At 65.0% G+C, this 20,015-nt stretch carries 12 protein-coding genes; 8 read left to right on the forward strand and 4 right to left on the reverse strand.

The genetic code is table 11. From position 1 onward, the window contains the following. Positions 1–130: 130 nt before the first annotated feature. Both mepA and V8352_RS08040 read right to left on the reverse strand, forming a co-directional pair. Complete coding sequence (gene mepA, locus V8352_RS08035; RefSeq protein WP_442970985.1) at positions 131–1,027, reverse strand: penicillin-insensitive murein endopeptidase; 897 nt, start codon at positions 1,025–1,027, stop codon at positions 131–133. Next, on the reverse strand, positions 1,024–2,361 hold the full coding sequence (locus V8352_RS08040) for an MFS transporter (RefSeq protein WP_336423831.1): 1,338 nt from the start codon (positions 2,359–2,361) through the stop codon (positions 1,024–1,026). Before V8352_RS08040 ends, mepA begins: the two co-directional genes overlap by 4 nt. Before the next feature lie 139 nt (positions 2,362–2,500). On the opposite strand from V8352_RS08040, the gene V8352_RS08045 reads away from it, so the two are divergent. The 3 genes from V8352_RS08045 (at position 2,501) to yaaA (ending at position 5,689) form a co-directional block, all read left to right on the forward strand. Then, positions 2,501–2,788 carry a YggT family protein gene (locus tag V8352_RS08045; protein ID WP_336423758.1) on the forward strand — a complete coding sequence of 96 codons (288 nt, stop codon included), beginning with the start codon at positions 2,501–2,503 and terminating at the stop codon, positions 2,786–2,788. 78 nt (positions 2,789–2,866) lie between these two features. After that, a complete protein-coding gene (gene recQ / locus V8352_RS08050; RefSeq protein ID WP_336423759.1) occupies positions 2,867–4,906 on the forward strand; it encodes a DNA helicase RecQ in 2,040 nt (679 codons plus the stop codon). 27 nt (positions 4,907–4,933) lie between these two features. Beyond that, positions 4,934–5,689 (forward strand): peroxide stress protein YaaA, encoded by a 756-nt coding sequence (gene yaaA / locus V8352_RS08055; RefSeq protein ID WP_336423760.1) that lies wholly within the window; start codon positions 4,934–4,936, stop codon positions 5,687–5,689. An 83-nt stretch (positions 5,690–5,772) separates the two neighbouring features. On the opposite strand, the gene V8352_RS08060 is transcribed toward yaaA, so the two are convergent. Next, positions 5,773–7,974: a response regulator gene (locus tag V8352_RS08060; RefSeq protein WP_336423832.1), complete on the reverse strand. Its 2,202-nt coding sequence runs from the start codon at positions 7,972–7,974 to the stop codon at positions 5,773–5,775. Positions 7,975–8,117: 143 nt separating this feature from the next. Between V8352_RS08060 and V8352_RS08065 the strand changes: the two genes are divergently transcribed. Beyond that, positions 8,118–13,553, forward strand: coding sequence for an alpha-2-macroglobulin family protein (locus tag V8352_RS08065; protein ID WP_336423761.1), 5,436 nt, complete (start codon positions 8,118–8,120; stop codon positions 13,551–13,553). 3 nt (positions 13,554–13,556) lie between these two features. Then, positions 13,557–15,590 (forward strand): penicillin-binding protein 1C, encoded by a 2,034-nt coding sequence (gene pbpC / locus V8352_RS08070; RefSeq protein ID WP_336423762.1) that lies wholly within the window; start codon positions 13,557–13,559, stop codon positions 15,588–15,590. Positions 15,591–15,624: 34 nt separating this feature from the next. On the opposite strand, the gene rpe is transcribed toward pbpC, so the two are convergent. After that, positions 15,625–16,317 (reverse strand): ribulose-phosphate 3-epimerase, encoded by a 693-nt coding sequence (gene rpe, locus V8352_RS08075; protein ID WP_336423763.1) that lies wholly within the window; start codon positions 16,315–16,317, stop codon positions 15,625–15,627. A gap of 152 nt (positions 16,318–16,469) precedes the next feature. On the opposite strand from rpe, the gene V8352_RS08080 reads away from it, so the two are divergent. The 3 genes from V8352_RS08080 to V8352_RS08090 all read left to right on the forward strand — a co-directional run bounded on the left by V8352_RS08080 (position 16,470) and on the right by V8352_RS08090 (position 20,003). Continuing rightward, positions 16,470–16,895 (forward strand): PaaI family thioesterase, encoded by a 426-nt coding sequence (locus V8352_RS08080; RefSeq protein WP_336423764.1) that lies wholly within the window; start codon positions 16,470–16,472, stop codon positions 16,893–16,895. Positions 16,896–16,962: 67 nt separating this feature from the next. After that, on the forward strand, positions 16,963–18,411 hold the full coding sequence (locus V8352_RS08085; RefSeq protein ID WP_336423833.1) for a TrkH family potassium uptake protein: 1,449 nt from the start codon (positions 16,963–16,965) through the stop codon (positions 18,409–18,411). Beyond that, positions 18,411–20,003, forward strand: coding sequence for a thiamine pyrophosphate-binding protein (locus V8352_RS08090; protein ID WP_336423765.1), 1,593 nt, complete (start codon positions 18,411–18,413; stop codon positions 20,001–20,003). Before V8352_RS08085 ends, V8352_RS08090 begins: the two co-directional genes overlap by 1 nt. Positions 20,004–20,015: the final 12 nt, after the last annotated feature.

Genomic DNA, 20,015 nt, shown 5'->3' on the forward strand with positions numbered 1-20,015 from the left:
ACACTGGACCACCTCCTTTCAGTTGTTGAAATCTAACCTCAGCCTGCCACAAATTTCGCCCATGTCAAAAACAAAATGCAGTGGTCGGCAAAGTTTTTTCCACGTCATGTTGTCGTGAGCCATAGAGTGCCTATTGCGATTGCAGAACACTCAGGCATTGCTGCGGCAAGTCGGACATCGTCAGTTCGCGCTGCGGCTTGGGTGCCGGCGCGTTCGGATCGCGCGGTTTGGGGGGCGGCGGATTGAGGATGTTGTTCACCCATTCCTGCGCCTCGGCGCAGCCATCGCCGGGTGGTGGCGGATCCTGATTGACGCAGCCGGACGCGCCTGCGGGGCAGGCAAGGCGCACGTGGAAATGATAGTGATGCCCCCACCATGGCCGCACCTTGCGCAGCCAGTCGCGGTTGCCGGTCTCGTCATTGCACATCTGCACCTTGGCGCCCGGAAAGATAAAGATCCGCGCGACGCGCGGGTCGCTGGCCGCGGCCTTGACCAGCTCATGCTGTCCGCGCGTCCAGCGCGAGTTGACATAGGCGCCATTCGCGCGCCGCATCGAGGTCGCCGACAGGTTCTCGCGCTCTCGAATGCTCAGGTTGAGTCGGCTGGGCTGCATCAGCCATATATCCGCGTCGAGCCCGATCTGGTGCGAGCGGTGCCCGCTCAGCATGGGGCCTCCGCGCGGCTGACTGATGTCGCCCACGTAAATCCCCGGCCAGCCCGACTGCTGCGCCACCCTGGCCGAGAGCTTTGCGATGAAATCCACCACTTGCGGATGGCCCCAATTGCGGTTGCGGCTCAGGCGCATCGCCTGCCATGTCGGCCCGGTTTGCGGCAGTTGCACGCCGCCTGCGACACAGCCCTTGGCATAGCTGCCGAAGGGTGCCGCGCTCTGGCGCGATCCGACGCTGGCCGCCCCAAAGAACTGCTTGGCCTCTTTGCCCTGCATGCTGGCGGGCACGCCTTGGGCAAAGGCCGGCGGGGTCGCAAGGACGAGAATGGCGGCAAGCGCCCTGATATGCGTGATCATTCGGCTGGATCTCCTTGCGGTTTCACGAACGATAGCAGGATAAGGCCCAATGCGAAAAGGCCGATCAGCGGCGTGACGCCGATTTGCTGGCTGCCCGTCACTGCGGTCACCACCCCGATGAGGGACGGCGCGAGAAAAGCCGTCGCCTTGCCCGCCAGCCCGTAGAGGCCAAAGGACTGCGTCATTTGCCCCGGACGCGCCTGGCGCACCATCATCGACCGGCTGGCCGACTGCAGCGTGCCCCCCGCCGCGCCGATCAGGATCCCGCAGCCATAGAAAAGGATGTCCGGCAGGGCGGACCCCGGTGGCAGGGCAATGCCATAAACCGAACTGCGCGATATGGTCGCAATGGAGATGGCCACCACAAGCAGGACGAGAATGGCCGCGACAATCACGGCCTTGGGGCCGAAGCGATCATCCGCATAGCCACCCAGCCAGGCAAAAAGCGCGCCCGACACCAGCGCGAGAATGCCAAAGACGCCCACATCGACCACGCTCCACCCCAGCACGCCCGAGGCATAGATGCCGCCAAAGAAATACATCCCGTTAAGTGCATCGCGGTAGAACATCGACGCGCCGAGATAGGAAAACATGGAGGGCGTCTGCGGAAGCTGCCGGATCGTGCCGATCACCTCGGCCAATGCCCGCCGCTCCGCGCCCATCCCGGCCCGCATCGGCGCAGGATCACGCACCCACCAGAAAAACGGCACCATGAAGGCGATATACCACAGCCCCGTCAGCGGCCCGACAAACCGCGTCCCCTCGCGCGCGCCGGCATCCAGACCAAAGGCAGGCGCAAGGCCGATGAGTGTCCGCCCCGTATCGGCCCCTTCGGCAAAAAAGAGCAGCATGATGGTCAGCGCCACCAACCCGCCCAGATACCCAAATGCCCAGCCATTGCCGGAAATGCGCCCGATCTCGTCCGGGCGGCCCAGATCCGGCAGCATGGAATTGGTAAAGATCGTGGCGAACTCCATCCCGATCATGCCGATCACGAAGAATCCGAGGATCAGAACCACGTTTGGCCCCTCGGGCACAGCCCACCAGATGCCAAAGGCGCCCAGCACATACATCGCCGAAAAGACCCATATCCACCGCAGCCGCGCACCCGAATGATCCGCCATTGCGCCCAGGATCGGCGCACCCAGCGCGATGATGACGCCGCCCACCGCGATGCCAAAGGCCCATATGGTCTGCGCCTGCGCCCCATCACCGATCAACTCGTTCATGTAGGGCGCAAAGATGAAGGTGATGAGCAGGGTGTTATAAGGCTGGCTGGCCCAGTCGAAAAAGAACCACCCCCAGATGCGGCGACGTTTGCTGATGGCTGTCATGTCATCCCCGACCCCGCTGCCCTGCGCCACGATATGACAGCCCGTGCCCCGGCGCGGCAAGCCATTCCTGCCACTGCTCTTGCGCTTTGCGCCGCTGCGGCCTAATTCGGGGCTAGCGAGACACAAGGGGTAGCATGACATGCTGGCAATTTACGGACCTTTGCAACTGATCCTCAGCATCGTCTATTTCGTGATGATCGTTCACATCATCATGAGCTGGCTGATCAACTTTCAGGTGCTGAACCTGCGCCAGCCGCTGGTGTCACAGATCTGGGACGGCCTCAATCGCCTGCTCGAGCCGATCTACCAGCCGATCCGCAGCATCCTGCCCGACACGCGTCCGCTGGATCTGGCGCCGCTGGTTGCGCTTGTCATCGTGATTTCGCTGCGCGCCTATGTGCTGCCGGTGATGTTCGGCTTTGCCTGATGGCACCTGGGGCCTTGTTCACCGAATCTTAGTGTGAAAATACTCCTGTAAGAGCATACGCACCTACAGGATCTCCCCATGCCCCCCGCTGCCACCCTCCTGAGGGACATATTCGGATTCGACGCCTTCCGCCCCGGCCAGGAGGAGATCGTAAGCGCCGTCGCAGGCGGGCAAAACGTGCTGGCGATCATGCCGACGGGGGGCGGCAAATCCCTTTGTTTCCAATTGCCTGCGCTAATGCGGGAGGGCGTGACCGTGGTCATATCCCCCCTCATCGCCCTGATGCGCGATCAGGTCCGCGCCCTGCGCGCGGCAGGTGTCGAGGCCGGCGCGCTGACCTCCGGCAATACCGAGGAGGAGACGGCCGCCGTCTGGGAGGCGCTCGAGGCGGGCAGGCTCAAGCTGCTCTACATCGCGCCCGAACGTCTTGCCGCCGGATCGGCGATGGGCATGCTCCGCCGGATCGGCGTCAGCCTCATTGCCGTGGACGAGGCGCATTGCGTCAGCCAGTGGGGCCATGATTTTCGCCCCGACTACTTGCGCATCGGCGAGCTGCGCCGCGCCCTTGGTGTGCCGCTGGCTGCTTTCACCGCCACGGCGGATGCCGAAACGCAGGACGAGATCATCGAAAAGCTGTTCGATGGCGCCGCGCCCGAACGGTTCCTGCATGGCTTTGACCGGCCCAATATCCACCTTGCCTTTGCCGCCAAGGATAGCCCCCGCCGCCAGATCATGGACTTCGCAGGCGCGCACAAGGGGCAGTCAGGGATCGTCTATTGCGGCACCCGGGCACGCACCGAAACGTTGGCGCAGGCGCTGCGCGAGGGCGGGCACAACGCGGTTGCCTACAACGGCGGGATGGAGGCAGATACCCGACGCGCCGTCGAGGCACGCTTCAACGCCGAGGATGGCCTGATCGTGGTGGCCACCGTCGCCTTCGGCATGGGCGTGGACAAGCCCGACATCCGCTGGGTCGCCCACGCCGACCTGCCCAAATCCATCGAAAGCTATTATCAGGAAATCGGGCGCGCGGGCCGGGACGGCGCCCCGGCCGAGACGCTGACCCTCTATGGACCGGACGACATCCGCCTGCGCCGCAGCCAGATCGACGAGGGGCTGGCCCCACCCGAACGGCGCATGGCAGACCACGCACGCCTCAATGCGCTCCTCGGTCTTGCCGAGGCGCTGGAATGTCGGCGCGTGAAGCTGCTGGGCTACTTTGGCGAGGACACGCAAACGTGCAAGAATTGCGACCTGTGCGACACGCCCCCCGCCACGTTCGACGGGACAGAGGCGGTGCGCAAGGCGCTATCCGCGATCCTGCGCACGAATGAATATTTCGGCGCGGGCCACCTGATCGACATCCTGATGGGCAAGGTCACCGACAAGGTTCGCCAGCGCGGACATGACGAACTGCCCACCTTCGGCGTGGGCAAGGATATGTCCAAGCAGAACTGGCAGGGCATCTTTCGCCAGATGATGGGCCACGATCTGGTCCGCCCCGATCCCGAGCGGCATGGCGCGCTACGCATGACGGATCCTGCGGTGCCCATTCTCAAGGGCGAGGCAGGCATCACCCTGCGCAAGGACATGGTGCTGGCCGGGGATCGCCGCCCTGCCGTAAAGGCGCTGGTCTCGGACGAGGATGCGCCGCTTCTGTCAGCACTCAAGGCCAAGCGACGCGCCTTTGCCGAGGCGCAGGGCGTGCCCGCCTACATCGTCTTCAACGACCGGACCCTGATCGAGATGGCCGAACTGCGCCCCGCCAGCCTTGACCAGATGGCCCGTATCGGCGGTGTCGGCGCCAAGAAGCTGGATCAATATGGCGATGCGTTCCTTGAGGTCATCAACGGCGAGGCCGCGCAGATGCACCCCGCGCGGCGCAAGTTGGCCGGGCGCGCGTCGGGCAGCGTCTATGACCGCCTGAACGAGGTGCAGCAGCAGTTGGCACGCGGCGCGGACGGTCTGGACAAACCGCTCAGCTGCGGCACCAGCCTGATCACCCGCATAGCAGAGCAGCGCCCCCGCGACGCCGCGCAGATGGCGCGCATCCTCGGTGACAAGCGCGCCGAGCGTTTCGGCCCCGCCTTTCTGGACGTTCTGCAAGAGGCGGACTAGATCAGGGCCATTGCGAAAGGAAATTTCATGCTCGTTGCCATCTCGCCCGCCAAGAAACTGGATATGTCGCCCGCCGAGGCGCAGGCCACAGTGCCCGGCTTTGCCAAGGACGCAAAGGTGCTGGCGGAGGTCGCACAGCAGCTGAGCCAGGACGAGTTGCGCAAGCTGATGAGCATCAGCGCCGATCTGGCCAAGCTGAACGCCGAACGTTTCGCCAATTTCGGCGAGATGGAGAGCAAGCCAGCCGCGCTTGCCTTTGCGGGGGACACCTATCAGGGGCTCGAGGCCAGCAGCCTTGACCCCGAAGAGATGGCATGGGCGCAAGACCACCTTCGGATCCTGTCCGGTCTGTATGGTATCTTGCGCCCGCTTGATGCGATCCAGCCTTACCGGCTGGAAATGGGCAGCAAGCTGAAAACGGATCAGGGCAAATCACTTTATGAGTATTGGGGCACGCGCCTGTCCGAGGCGCTGAACCGGCATGCCGATGAGGTCAAGGCAGATGTTCTGGTGAATTGCGCCAGTCAGGAATATTTCGGCGCGGTCGACCGGGATGCGCTCAAACTGCGCGTCATCACGCCTGTGTTCCTTGAGGACAAGGGCGGCGAGCCCAAGATCGTCAGCTTCTACGCCAAGAAGGCGCGCGGCGCGATGGCGCGGTTCATCATCCAGAACCGCCTGACCGACCCAGACGCGCTGCTGGAGTTCGACACCGGCGGCTATGCACACAGCCCCGATCTGTCCCAAGACGGCAAACCCGCCTTCGTGCGCGCCGCCAGCTGACGGCGCGGCGCGCGCAGCAATCCTCGTGTGCACGCCGCTCCGCCAAACGCTGTGATCTGAGGATTGGGCGAAACGCCTTGGGACTACCCCGCATCCGCGACAGGCGGGACAAGCGGGCGCACATTCATAGGACATGCCTCCACGATCCGCTCATGTATTGCAGCCTTGCGCAGTGGCTTGGTCAGATAATGGTCCAATCCAGCCGCAAGGATGCAGGTGTCATCCCCGTCCATCGCGTGGGCGGTCATTGCCACGATGGGCACATGCACACCGGTCTTCTTCTCGATGTCGCGGATGTGGCCCGTCGCCTCCTTGCCGTCCATCAGCGGCATCGAGATGTCCATGAAGACGATGTCGGGCTGAACGCTCTGATAGAGCGCGACCGCCTCGACTCCGTTTTCGGCAAAGGTCAGATCAATGTCGAGTGCGGCGACCATCTTGGAGAAGACCAGCCGGTTCGTCTTGTTATCCTCGGCGGCCAGCACACGCAGAGCGCGCGCTGGCACGCCGGGCGCAGCGGCATCATCTGCGCCCGGCTGGGCATCTGGCGCTTTGGACCGCGCCTGCACAGGCAGCGCCGCGAGCGCCGCGCATAATTCGCGCCGCGAGACAGGTTTTTGCAGGACGGCATGCAGGAGAGGCCGCGCCGGATCTTGCGCGGCATAGCCAATGTTGTCGCTCAGCAGGATCACGGGCATCTCATGCTCCGCCGCACGCAGCGCCTCGGCCAATTCGAGCCCGTCCATTCCGTTCAGGTGATGCTCGGTCAGAACGAGGTCGACCTGTGGCCCGACAAGGGACAGCGCCTCTGGCGCATCCGCGCAGCAAACCGTTTCGATGCCGAACAGGTTCAACCGCTTTTCCAGAAGCTGCCGATTTGCATCGTTGCCATCGACGATCATCGCGCGGCTCAGGCCCGCGATGGCAACCGGCGCAGGCTCGGCCGCGCCGTCGGGCATCGGCAAGGTGATCTGAAGGCCGAAGGTCGATCCGACACCCAGCTCGCTCTCGACCCAGATCTGCCCGCCCATCAGCCGCACCAACTGCTGCGAGATGGCAAGGCCGAGGCCCGTGCCCTCGAACCGGCGATTATGCTCGTCATCCACCTGATTGAATTCACCGAACACATGCTCGACCTTGTCCGCCGGAATGCCGATCCCCGTATCCTCGACCGCGATATGCACCTGCGCGCTGCCATCCTCGCCCATCATTCCCGTCACCCGGATCAGCACATGGCCCTTTTCGGTAAACTTGACCGCATTGCCCATGAGGTTCGTCAGTACCTGCCGCATCCGGCCCGGATCGCCGATGAATTGCGTCGGCAAGAACAGGTCATAATCCAGCAGGATCTCCAGCCCCTGATCGCGCGCCTTGGGCTGCAACAGCATGATCAACTCGTGAATGCAGCGCTCAAGATCAAAAGGCTCGGGCTTGAGCACCAGCTTTTCAGCTTCGATCTTGGAGTAGTCCAGCACATCGTTGATGATGACCAAGAGCGCCTCGCCCGAGTTCTTGATCGTATCGGCATAGAGGCGCTGCTCTTCGGTCAGCTCGGTATCCTTGAGCAGATCGCTCATGCCCACGATGCCATTCATGGGCGTTCGGATTTCGTGGCTCATGTTGGCGAGGAAGGACGATTTGGCCCGATTGGCAGCCTCGGCACGCGCGCGCGCCTCCTTCAGACGCTCTTCATAGCGGATGGTTTCGGTGATGTTCAGCGCCAGGCTGACCACGTCACCGCCATGGCCGCGCTGATCGATCAGCTTGATGTATTCGCCGCTCCACAGGCGGATGACGGTCGGCTCCGGGTCGATGCTCTGCCAGCGGTCCAGCATCGTCTCGCGCCAGGCGGCTGGGGCAAGATCGCCGATATCGACGATCCCCTCCTCGGTGGCCAGCTGCAAAATTTCGACATAGCTGATGCCCGGCTCGATCAGCTCCAGCCCGTCAAAGACCGACATATAGGCCGGGTTGGCCGCGATCATGCGGCTGTTGTCATCGAAAAAGGCAAAACCGTCCTGAATTGTCTCGATCGAATGCCAGAGCCGCCGTTCGGCGACCTGCACCTTTTCATTGGCGACATGCAGATCCGATTTGACCCGCTGGTTTTCATCCTCGACCGTCTGAACCTTGGCTCGGGTGACTACGATCTCGTCCGACAGGGCGCGCGCATGCAGGCCCAGCTTGCGGTTGGCCGCGTGCAGCTCAGCCTGCTTTTGCTCTAGAAGGCGCTCGGCGGCAAGGCGCGCGCGCCGTTCCTGTGCCACTTTATTGGCAAGCTCCATGCCGATTCTCAGCCACCTTGTCACCTGATGCAGGCAACCTTGCGGCAGTGACGTGAACATCTTCTTAACGCCGCTTGGCAGGGCCATTGCCCTGCAAGGGCGCGCATGGCACGATGATTGCATCCCCTTGTCAGGAGGCCGCCATGCTGCGCCACGTTCTGCTTACCTTGCTTTTCGTCAGCTGCGCGGCAGGCGCTTCTGCTCAATCCTCAAACAGTCAGTCCCCAGAGACCCAGCCCGTGCCCGACAGGCGCGCGGTCATCACGCCGGATGTCGATTTTTACGGCTCGGACCTGACAGCGCTTTTCGACACCACCTATGAGGCCTGCCATACCGCCTGCCTCAGCGCGCCAGCGTGCCAGGCGTTCACCTTCAACAGCAAATCGAACGCCTGTTTCCCCAAAAGCGCGGTCACCGAAGAGCAGCCTTTCGAGGGGGCAACTTCAGCCCGCATCGTCCCCACAAGCGCCGCCGTGCTGGCGCAGGCCGAGGCGCGCGCCAGCGATCTGGCGTTTCTCGGCGCGGGCACCATGGCAGAGGCGCGCACGCAGGCAGAAAAGCTTGGCCGGCTGCATTCGGGCGGCAACTATGACCTTGGCGCGATGATCGCAGCCGCGCAGGCGCGTGAGGCCAGCGGCGACATGCTGAATGCGATGCGCTGGATGGGGGCCGGGACTGCCACCAGCGATCTGGCCGAGCATTGGACGGATTTCGCACGCCTCTCTCTCGAGATTGATGAAAACCAGTCGCAGCATACGCGGCGCGCCGTTACGGCCAGCGCCAATGCGTATTTGCGCGCCCTTTCGGGTGGCACGCGCGTCAACGCCCTCCTGATCATGGCCGAGGCGCTGGAGCGCGCGGGCCGGGGCGCGGACATGGTCCGCGCGCTCCGCCTTGCCGACGGGATCCAGCCGCGCGCCGATGTGACGGCCGCGCTGGAGGATGCGGTCGCCAAATACGGCTTTCGCATCGTGGACAACAACACCGAGGCAGACAGCGCCGCGCCGCGCATCTGCGCCGAGTTTTCCGAGGATCTGATCGAGGCAGGGCAGGATTATGCACCCTTCGTGCGCCTGCCCGATCCCGGCCTCGTCGTGCAACCAGACCAGCGCCAGATCTGCGTCGACGGCGTTCAGCACGGCGAGCGCTATGCAATCACGTTTCGCCAGGGCCTGCCTGCGGCGGATGGCCAGACCCTGACCAAGGATGTCCAGATCACCGCCTATGTCCGCGACCGCGCGCCCAAGGTCACCTTTCCGGGCCGGGCCTATGTGCTGCCGCGCGCCGCAGATGCCGCGCTGCCGGTCGAGACGGTCAACCTCGATGAAGTGCAGCTGAGCCTGCGGCGCATCAGCGACCGCAACCTCCTGCGCACAATGCAGAACGGCTCTTTCGGCCGCCCGCTGGATGGCTATTCGCGCGAGGCGTTTTCGCAGAACATCGCGCAGGAGGTCTGGACCGGCACGGGCGAGGTCGAAAACTCGCTGAACCGCACGATGACCACACGCCTGCCACTGGGCGACGTTCTCAAGGAGCAGCCGACGGGCATCTATACCCTGACCGCCAGCATCGAGGGCGTCGATCGCCATGACGATGTGGGGGCGACGCAATGGTTCGTGCTGACCGACCTGGGGCTGACGACCCTTTCGGGAAATGATGGTCTGCACGTCTTTGCCCGTAGCCTTGACAGCGCGGATGCGCTGGAGGGGATCGAGGTGACGCTGCTGTCGCGCGCCAATGCGGTGCTGGCCACCGCCATGACGGATGCCGAAGGCCACGCTCGCTTTGATCCCGGACACGCGCGCGGCATAGATGGTGCCTCTCCTGCGCTCATCCTTGCCAAGCAGGGCGAGGCGGATGCGGCCTTTTTATCCCTGACCGATCCCGCATTCGATCTGTCTGATCGCGGCGTCGCGGGGCGCGCGCCCGCGCCGCCCGTCGATGTCTTTCTCGCCACGGACCGGGGCGCCTACCGCGCGGGCGAGGTCATTCATGCAACAGCACTGGCGCGCGGCGACACTGCCGAGGCGACCACCGGCCTGCCCTTGACGGCAATCCTGACGCGCCCCGATGGCGTCGAGTATACGCGCGCCCTGTCGGCTGATGACGCGGCAGGCGGCCATGTCTTTGCCCTGCCCGTGGGTCAGACGGCCCCCCGCGGCACCTGGACCTTGGATATCAAGGCCGACGTCGACGCGCCCGCCCTCGCCAGCACGCAAGTTCTGGTCGAGGACTTCCTGCCGGAGAGAATAGATTTCGAACTGTCCCTGCCCGAGGGCACGCTGAACGCAGCCGCCCTGCCCCCGCTGGAAGTCGATGCCGAATATCTCTTTGGCGCACCCGGCGCGGGCCTCAAATCCGAAGGCAGCCTCGTGCTGCGCCCGGCGCGCCGCCTTGACGCGCACCCCGGCTATGCCTTTGGCCGCCATGATGCCAGCAGCGGGCCGCGCGTCGAGGTTCTCGACAGCGACGTGACGGGCGACGATGGCCGGCTGAGCGTGCCGCTGACCCTGCCCGATAACCTGGACGAAACGCGGCCCTACACTGCCACCGCCACCTTGCGCCTGCGCGAAGGGTCGGGTCGCCCGGTCGAGCGGCAGATCAGCCGCACCGTTGCGCCCACTGCACCGATCATCGGGATCAAGCCTGCGGTCGATGGCGTTCTCCCCGAGGGCGGCGAGGCCAGCTTTGACGTGATTGCCGTCGCGCCGGACCTTGGCCGCAGCGATATGCAAATCGAGTGGACGCTGAACCGCATCAACACGCGCTACCAATGGTATAGCTACTATGGCGACTGGAATTGGGAGCCGATCACGACGCGCACGCGCATCGCCTCGGGCAGTGGCGCGCTGGGCGAGACGCCGCTCACCGTCACCGCGCCCGTGGAATGGGGCGAATACGAACTCTTGGTCGAGAGGACGGATGGGGCCTATACATCCTCGTCGGTCCAGTTCCACGCAGGTTGGTATGCGCCCGCCGACAGCAGCCAGACCCCCGACACGCTGGATCTGTCGCTGGATGCTTCCAGCTATACCCCCGGCGACACCGCGCGCCTGCGCATCGACGCGCGCTATGCTGGGACGGCACTGATATCGGTCATGTCAAACCGTGTCATCTCGCGACAATCCGTCGAGATGGCCGAGGGCGAGAACATCATCCCCCTCGATGTCACCGAAGACTGGGGGCCCGGCGCCTATGTCACCGCGCAGCTCATCCGCCCGATGGATGTGTCTGCCGGGCAAAATCCCGCCCGTAGCCTCGGCCTTGCATATGCCGGCATCGATCCGGGCGCCCGCCAGCTGAGCGTCAGCATCGACGCCCCCAAGGAGGTGGATCCGCGCGGCCCCATGACCGCCCGCGTCAAGGTGGATGGGCTGAACGGCGAGGCAGGCTTTGTCACCCTTGCCGCCGTGGATGTGGGCATTCTCAACCTCACAGGGCATCCCAGCCCCGACCCGTCCGCGCATTACTTTGGCCAGCGCCGCCTTGGCGTCGAGATCCGCGATATCTATGGCCGCCTCATCGACGGCATGACCGGCGCCGAGGGGATTGTGCGCTCGGGCGGGGATGCAGGCAACGGGATGCAGCGCCAATCTCCTCCGCCGACAGAGGATCTGGTGGCCTATTTCACCGGCCCACTGGCCGTTGGGCCGGATGGCAGGGCCGAGGCATCTTTTGACATTCCCGACTTCAACGGCACCATTAGCCTCATGGCCATCGGCTGGAGCGCGGTGGGCGTCGGGCAGGCCGAGGCCGAGGTGCTGGCGCGCGATCCTGTCGTGCTGACCGCCTCCGTGCCGCGGTTCCTTGCGCCCGGCGATGCCAGTTCGATGTTGCTCGAGATCGTTCACGCGACCGGCCCCACGGGCCGCGCCAGTTTGGACGTGACGGCAGCAGATGGCCTCACCCTGGCGGGCGATGTGCCGCCGGGCATTGACCTTGCCGAGGGACAGAAACAGACGCTTCGGCTGCCCATCACTGCGGGCGAGGTGGGCGATCACACCATCCGCATCGCACTGACCACGCCGGATGGCCAGCAGCTGACCAAATCTCTGACCCTTCCGGTGCGCGCCAATGACCCGGCCGTGTCGCAGACGCGTCAATTCCAACTCGCGGCAGGCGACACATTTACGCTCACGGACGATGTCTTTGCCGGGTATCGCCAAGGCACCGGCGAGGCCGTCATCTCGGCGGGGGCCATAGCGCGGCTGAACGTTGCCGGGCTGCTGCAATCGCTGGACCGTTATGCCTACGGCTGCACCGAGCAGGTCACATCCCGCGCGCTGCCGCTGCTGTATTTCAATCAGGTCGCCAGCGCCCTTGGCATGGGCAGTGACGCCGCCATCAAGGCGCGCGTCGATGAGGCCGTCTCGCGCGTCCTGACGCGGCAGACAGCCAGCGGCGCTTTTGGGCTCTGGCAGGCGCAATCCGGCGATTTCTGGCTCGACGCTTATGTCGCGGATTTCCTGTCCCGCGCCCGCGCCGAGGGATATGGCGTGCCGGATCTGGCCTTTGCCATGGCGATGGACAACCTGCGCAACCGCGTGAACTACGCCCCCGACTTTGACGAGGGCGGCGAGGACATTGCCTATGCGCTCATGGTGCTCGCCCGCGAAGGCGCGGCGGCCATGGGTGATCTGCGGTATTATGCCGATGTCAAAGGCGCCGATTTCGCGACGCCCCTCGCGCAGGCGCAACTGGGCGCGGCGCTTGCCTCCTACGGGGATCCCAGCCGCGCGGACGCGATGTTCCGCGCCGCGTTGGACAGTATGGGCGAGGAGGAGGACAAACCCGTCTGGCGCAGCGATTACGGCACGGCCTTGCGTGACCGCGCGGGCGTGCTGGCCCTGATCATCGAGGCCGGCAGCGAGGCCGGCGATACCGAGGGGCTGGCGCGCAGCCTTGCCACCACGGGCCCGCACCTGTCGACCCAGGAAGAGGCGTGGAGCCTTCTGGCCGCCCATGCGCTGATCGATGAAACGGGGGCAAGCGGCCTGACCCTGAATGGCGGCGAGATAGCCGGGCCGTTCATCCGCAAGCTTGCTGCCGAAACGCTTTCGCCGCAGGCCATCGTGAATACCGCGCCAAGCGCCACTGACATCACCCTGACCACCTTTGGCGTGCCCGAGGTGCCGGGCCCGGCGGATGGCTATGGCTACGGGATCGAGCGCGAATACTTCGACATGGAGGGCAACGCGCGCAATCTGGACGATATCCCATCCGGGACGCGCTTGGTCGCGGTTCTCACCGTGACCCCCTTTGAGGCCAGCGAGGCGCGTCTGATTGTCGATGACGCGCTGCCCGCCGGGCTGGAGATCGACAATCCGAACCTCGTCACCTCCGGCGATATCGGCGCCCTCGACTGGCTCGAGACAGCCTATGCGGAGCACACGGAGTTTCGCAGCGACCGCTTTGTCGCCGCCGTCGATTGGCGCGATGACCAGCCGTTTCGCCTTGCCTATATCGTGCGCGCGGTGACGCCGGGCCGTTACCACCACCCCGCCGCCACGGTCGAGGATATGTATCGCCCTGCGTATCGAGCAAACACCGATACCGGCGCGATGACGGTCACGGAATAGGCCATGCGCGCGCATCATTGGCTCTTTGCGGTTGCCCTAGCGCTTACCATTGGCGCGGGCGGGCGCGATGCGGCGGACCGCTGGATCGCGGCCACGCCCCTGCCTGCGCTGCTGACCACAACAGGCACCGAGGTGCTGGACCGCAGCGGGCGCCCTTTGCGCATCTACACCGTAGCCGATGGCCGGTGGCGGCTGGCGCCGGGGCCGGTCGATCCAGCCTTTACCGATATGCTGATCGCCTACGAGGATCGCCGGTATCACAGCCATTCGGGCGTTGATCTGCGTGCCATGCTGCGCGCCGCCGCGCAGGCGGTGGCGCAGGGCGGCATCGTCTCGGGCGCCTCGACACTGACGATGCAGGTCGCGCGCCTGATGGAGGAAGGCAGCACCGGCGAATGGGCAGGCAAGCTGCGCCAGATCCGACTGGCACTGGCGCTGGAGCGGCGGCTGACCAAGGATGAGATCCTGCGCATCTACCTCAGCCGCGCGCCCTATGGCGGCAATATCGAAGGTATCCGCGCCGCCACGCTCGCATGGTTCGGCAAGGAGCCGGCTCGCCTGACCCCCGCCGAGGCGGCGCTGTTGGTGGCCCTGCCCCAGTCGCCCGAAACCCGCCGACCGGACCGGCATCCGGCCGCCGCCCAAGGCGCGCGCGACCGCGTGCTGGACCGCATGGCGCAGAGCGGCGTGCTCAGCCACGACGACGCCGAGGCGGCCAAGCTGGACCCCGTGCCGACGGCGCGCCGGCCCTTTCCCGCGCTTGCGCCGCATTTGTCCGATCGCGCCCTCGCCGAGAGCCCAAGCGCGCTGCACCATGATCTGACCATTGATGCCGCGCTACAGGCCCAGCTTGAGACGCTGGCCGCCCGCGCGGTGCGCGGCCTGCCCGGTGGGGTCTCGGTCGCCATCCTTCTGGCCAATCACCGCAGCGGCGAGATTCTCGCCTCGGTCGGCTCGGCGGGCTATGCGGGCGGCGCGCGGCAGGGCTTTGTCGACATGACCAAGGCGCTGCGCTCGCCCGGATCGACGCTCAAGCCGGCGATCTACGCGATGGCCTTCGACCGGGGGCTGGCCCATCCGCAGACCCTGATCGACGATGCCCCGGCGCGTTTCGGCGACTATGCGCCGCAGAATTTCGACGGCCATTTTCGGGGCGAGGTGACCGTCACCGATGCCCTGCGCCAGTCGCTCAATATCCCGCCGGTGCGCCTGATGGACGCCATTGGCCCCGCGCACCTCATGGATGTGATGCGCCGCGCCGGGATGCGCCCCGAGCTGCCCGGCGATCACGCGGGCCTTGCCGTGGCACTGGGCGGCGTGGGGGTCAGCCTGTCGGATATGGTGCAACTCTACGCCGCCCTCGCGCGGGGCGGCGAGGCGATCCCGCTGCATTGGCGGCAGGGTGCAGAGGGGGCCAGCACCCGCATTCTTGGACGCGCTGCCGCGTGGCAGGTCGGCGATATCCTGTCAGGTCTCGCGCCGCCCCCCAACGCCCCTGCCCGCGCGCTCGCCTACAAGACCGGCACCTCCTATGGGCACCGCGATGCATGGGCGCTGGGATGGGACGGCGCGCATGTCGCGGGCGTCTGGATCGGGCGGCCCGACGGGACGCCGGTGCCGGGCGCATTTGGCGGCGATCTGGCCGCGCCAATCCTTTTCGAGGCATTCCAGCGGCTGAAGCCTGCATTTGATCCCTTGCCCCGCCCCCCGCCGGAGACGCTGATCGTCGGCACCGCCGAGCTGCCGCAGCCCCTGCGCCACTTTGCCGGGCGCGGCGCTGCCTTCGTCACCGACAAGGGCGCGCCCGAGTTGATCTTTCCGCCCGATGGCGCGCGCCTTGCGGGCGAGGCGCCGGGGCTGCCAGTCAAGGTGCGCGGCGGTACCCCGCCCTATACGTGGCTGGCCAATGGCACCCCCAGACTGACAGGCATTCGCGGCGAGCAGGCCAATATCCCCGGCCTCGGCAAGGGCTTCAGCCAGATCGCCGTGATCGACGCCGCCGGGCGGAGCGCGCGCATCACGATACGGTTGGACTGATCCAGTCGGGCTGAGCGGACAGGACTGAGCGCTGCTAGGTCATTGCCGCTTCAGCGGCGCTGCGGATTGCGCGGATATTGTCCCCATAGATGCCGGGGTTCTGGACGCTGCCCCCCTTGAAGACGCCGGAGCCCGCAACAAGGACATCCGCCCCCGCTTCGGCCATCAAGGGCGCGGTCTCGGGCGTGATGCCGCCATCGATCTCGATGTGGATGGGGCGGTCCCCGATCATGGCGCGCAAGGCGCGCACTTTTTCAATCTGGCTGTGAATGAACTTCTGACCGCCAAAACCGGGGTTGACCGTCATGACGCAAATCAGATCCACCATGTCCAGCAGATGGGGCAGCGCATCCAGACCCGTGCCGGGGTTCAGCGCAAGGCCCACCTTGCAACCAGCGCCGCGAATGGCCTGAAGGGTGCGGTGGATGTGCGGCCCCGCCTCAAGATGCGCGGTCAGGATATCGGCGCCCGCGTCTGCATAGGCATCGATATAGGCATCAACCGGCGAGATCATCAGATGCACGTCCATGACGGTCTGGATATGTGGCCGAATGGCCGCCAAAAGGGGCGGGCCAAAGGTCAGGTTCGGCACGAAATGCCCGTCCATGACATCGACATGCACCCAGTCACAGCCCTGATCCTCGATGGCGCGAATTTCCTGCCCGAAATTGGCGAAATCGGCTGAGAGGATCGACGGGGCGATCTTGATCTTGCGGTCGAATGTCATTGGCGCGCTCCGGGGGCTGTGGCAAGGGGGCTCTGGCGAGTTGGCATCTGGTAAATGCTCCTTAACCCCCACCGGGGTCAAGGTCACGCGAGATTGCGGCGAGCGCAGCTTTGTGCCACCTATCTCTTTGTCGCGAGCAAAAAGGCCCCGCCATGACCGAAATGCCCCTCTCTCCCTCCCTGCTCGAGCCGCCCTCGGGGCTGCAAACCCATCTGGGATTCGAGCTGACAGAGTGGTCGCGGGATCATGCCGTGGTCGAACTGGAGTTTGCGCCGCATCTGCACAATCGGCAGGGCCTGCTGCACGGCGGCATCCATGCGCTGCTGCTGGACACGGCGATGGGCTATGCGGGCTGCTATACTGGCGAGCCGGGCAATCAGCAGAACGCGCTAACCCTGTCGATGACCGTCAATTACATCGGTCAATTGCAGGGCAAACGCATCATCGCGACGGCACGCCGGACGGGCGGAGGGCGGCGCACCTATTTTGCCGAGGCCACCGTCACGGACGAGACGGGCGCAGTCGCCGCCTCCGCCACCGGCGTCTTTCGCTACCGATCCGGCCCGCTGACGGGCTGACATGCAGAGCCCCGTCATCTCTCAGGCGCGCGAGGCCGAGGCACGTTCACGCGCGCAAAAGCGCCCGATGCTGGATCTGCGCCCGGTTGGATATGTCATCGGCCTGACATTGACGGCTCTGGGGCTGGCTATGGTGCTTCCCCTCGTGGTCGACATCGGAGAGGGACGCGATCACTGGCATGTCTTTGCACAATCGTCGATCCTGACCTGCCTGATCGGCGGCCTCGTCGCAGGTGCATGCCGCAACGGGGTGGGCGAGGGCCTGACCATCCGGCAGACGTTCCTGCTGACCACCGGCGTTTGGGTGGTGCTGCCGCTTTTTGGCGCGCTGCCCTTCATGCTGGGCGCGACGGGTCTCGATTTCACCGACGCGGTGTTCGAGGCGATGTCGGGCCTCACGACCACCGGATCGACTGTCGTAACGGGGCTCGACACGCTGCCCAAGGGGATCCTCTTGTGGCGCGGCATCATGCAATGGCTGGGCGGGGTCGGCATCATCGTCGTCGCCATGGTGTTCCTGCCCGAGTTGCGCGTCGGCGGCATGCAGCTCTTTCGCGCCGAGGCGTTCGACACGATGGGCAAGATCCTGCCGCGCGCCACTGAAATCGCCAGCCGCATTTCGGTCATCTATCTAGGCATGACCATCGCCTGCATGATGGCCTATGTCCTGACCGGCATGACGCCCTTCGACGCCACCGTGCATGCCCTGACGACCGTCTCGACCGGGGGCATGGCAAACTACGATGCGTCCTTCGATGCCCTGCCCCCTGCGGCAGAATACGTTGCAGTTTTTTTCATGATCCTGTCCGCGCTGCCGTTTGTGCGGTTCGTGCAGCTGATTGCCGGCACCGCAAAGCCGCTCTTGGGCGATCCGCAGGTGCGCGGCTTTTTCATCACCATCCTTTGCATCGTCGGCGTGCTGACGGCCTGGCAATTCCTGCAACGCGCACAGCTCACCGAAGAGACGTTTCGCGAGGTGCTGTTCAACGTGGTTTCGATCATTACCGGCACCGGGTACTCCAGCGATAACTACATGCTCTGGGGGCCCTTCGCGGTATCGATCTTCTTCTTTACCGGGCTCATCGGTGGCTGCGCCGGATCGACCTCATGTTCGATCAAGATCTTTCGCTATCAACTGCTGTTCGCCTCCATCCGCGTGCAGCTGGCTCGCATCCGCGCGCCGCATGGCATCTTCACACCGCGATATGCGGGCAAGACGGTGGGCGACGATGTCTTGAATTCGGTAATGTCGTTCTTCGTTTTCTTTACCGTCAGTCTGGGCCTGATCGCCGTGCTGCTCGGCATGACCGGCCTCGACTTCACCACCGCCATTTCGGGGGCGGCCACGGCACTGGGCAACATCGGGCCAGGCCTTGGCGACACGATCGGCCCGGCGGGCAACTTTTCCACTCTCAACGACACCGCCAAGTGGATCCTGACCGCCGCCATGCTGGTCGGCAGGCTGGAACTTCTGGTGGTCTACGCCCTGTTTACTGTCTCATTCTGGAGGATCTGATGTCTGACACATCCCGCACGCGCCCCTTGGGCGCACAAATCTCGCATATGCTTAAATCACGCGGGGTGGATACCATCTTTGGTATTCCCGGCGTGCATAATCAGGAGATGTATCGCGGCATCGAAGAGGCGGGGATCCGCCATCTCCTCGCCCGTCACGAGCAGGGCGCAGGCTTCATGGCCGATGGATATGCGCGCGCGAGCGGCAAGCCGGGGGTGGCCTACGTCATCACGGGCCCCGGCCTGTGCAACGCGATGACACCGATGGGGCAGGCCTATTCCGATAGCGTGCCCCTGCTGGTGCTATCCTCTTGCCTTGACGATACTGCCGCGACGCGCGGCCAGCTGCACCAGATGCTGGATCAACAGGCCGCAGGCGCGACCGTGTCCGACTGGTCCCATACCGCAGGCAGCGCGGCGGCCGCCTACACCCTGATCGATCGCGCCCTGAGCGAATTTCAGTCCAAACGCGCCCGCACCAAGCATATTCAGGTGCCCATCGCCCAGCTTGAGGGAGAGGCCGAGCCTGCCCCCGAGACGCCGCCACAAACCACCCGTGTGCGCCATGTGATGCCGGATGGGATCGCAGAGCGCATCAAGGCGGCCAAGCGCCCGCTATTTGTCCTTGGCGGCGGCGCTGTGCGCGCCTCCCAAGAGGCCCGGCGCGCGCTGCTGACGCTCAAGGCCGCCAGCCTGCCCACCGATGCCGGGCGCGGCATCATCTCGGTTTCGGGCGATCCGCTGCACTATGGCGGCTATCTGGGCCGTCCTGAAACCGCCGCAGTCGCAGGCAGCGCCGATCTGGTCGTTGTCGTGGGCAGCGAGCTGTCCGAGACGGACCTCTGGCGCGCCAAGCTGGAGCATGAAGCCGATATGATCCGCGTCGACATCGACCCCGAAACACTGGGCCAGGAGCCGGGCAGTATCGCCGTGCAGATGGACGCAAATGACTTCTTTACCGAACTGAACACAGCGTTGGAGGGCCACGAGGCGAACACCTCCTGGACCGCCGATGAGGTCGCCAAGGCGCGCAAGCGCTGGCGCGCCGAAGCCGACAGCGAGCGCCCCGGTATCGCGCGCGTCTGCGATGCCCTGCGCGAGGTGATGCCCGAGGATACGATGTATTTTTCGGATATGACGCAGTTTGCCTATGCCGGCAAAGGGTTCTGGGACATGGAGCGTCCGGGCCACTGGCACCATCCCTACGGCTTTGGCACGCTGGGTTATGCACTGCCCGCCGGCATCGGTGGCGCGGCGGCGCGGCCTGGCTTGCCGACGGTCGTCATCGCAGGCGACTATGGCTTCCAATATACCGTGCAGGAATTGGGCACGGCGGTCGAACTGGGGCAACCTTTGCCCATCCTTCTGTGGGACAACGGCAAGCTGAAAGAGATCGAGGACAGCATGGTCGCGGCGCAAATCGCGCCCAATTCGGTCATAGCGCACAACCCCGACTTCTGCGCGCTGGCCAAGGCGTATGGCGCCGCAGCGGCAGCGCCCAAATCGCTCAAGGAGTTGCAAGAGGCCGTAACGCAAGCCTTCAAGACGGATGGCCCCACCTTGATCTACATGACAGGCGACATGTCCGACTGACCCCTGCGCCAA

The sequence above is a fragment of the Roseovarius sp. D0-M9 genome, assembly GCF_037083805.1.
Lineage (GTDB): Bacteria > Pseudomonadota > Alphaproteobacteria > Rhodobacterales > Rhodobacteraceae > Roseovarius.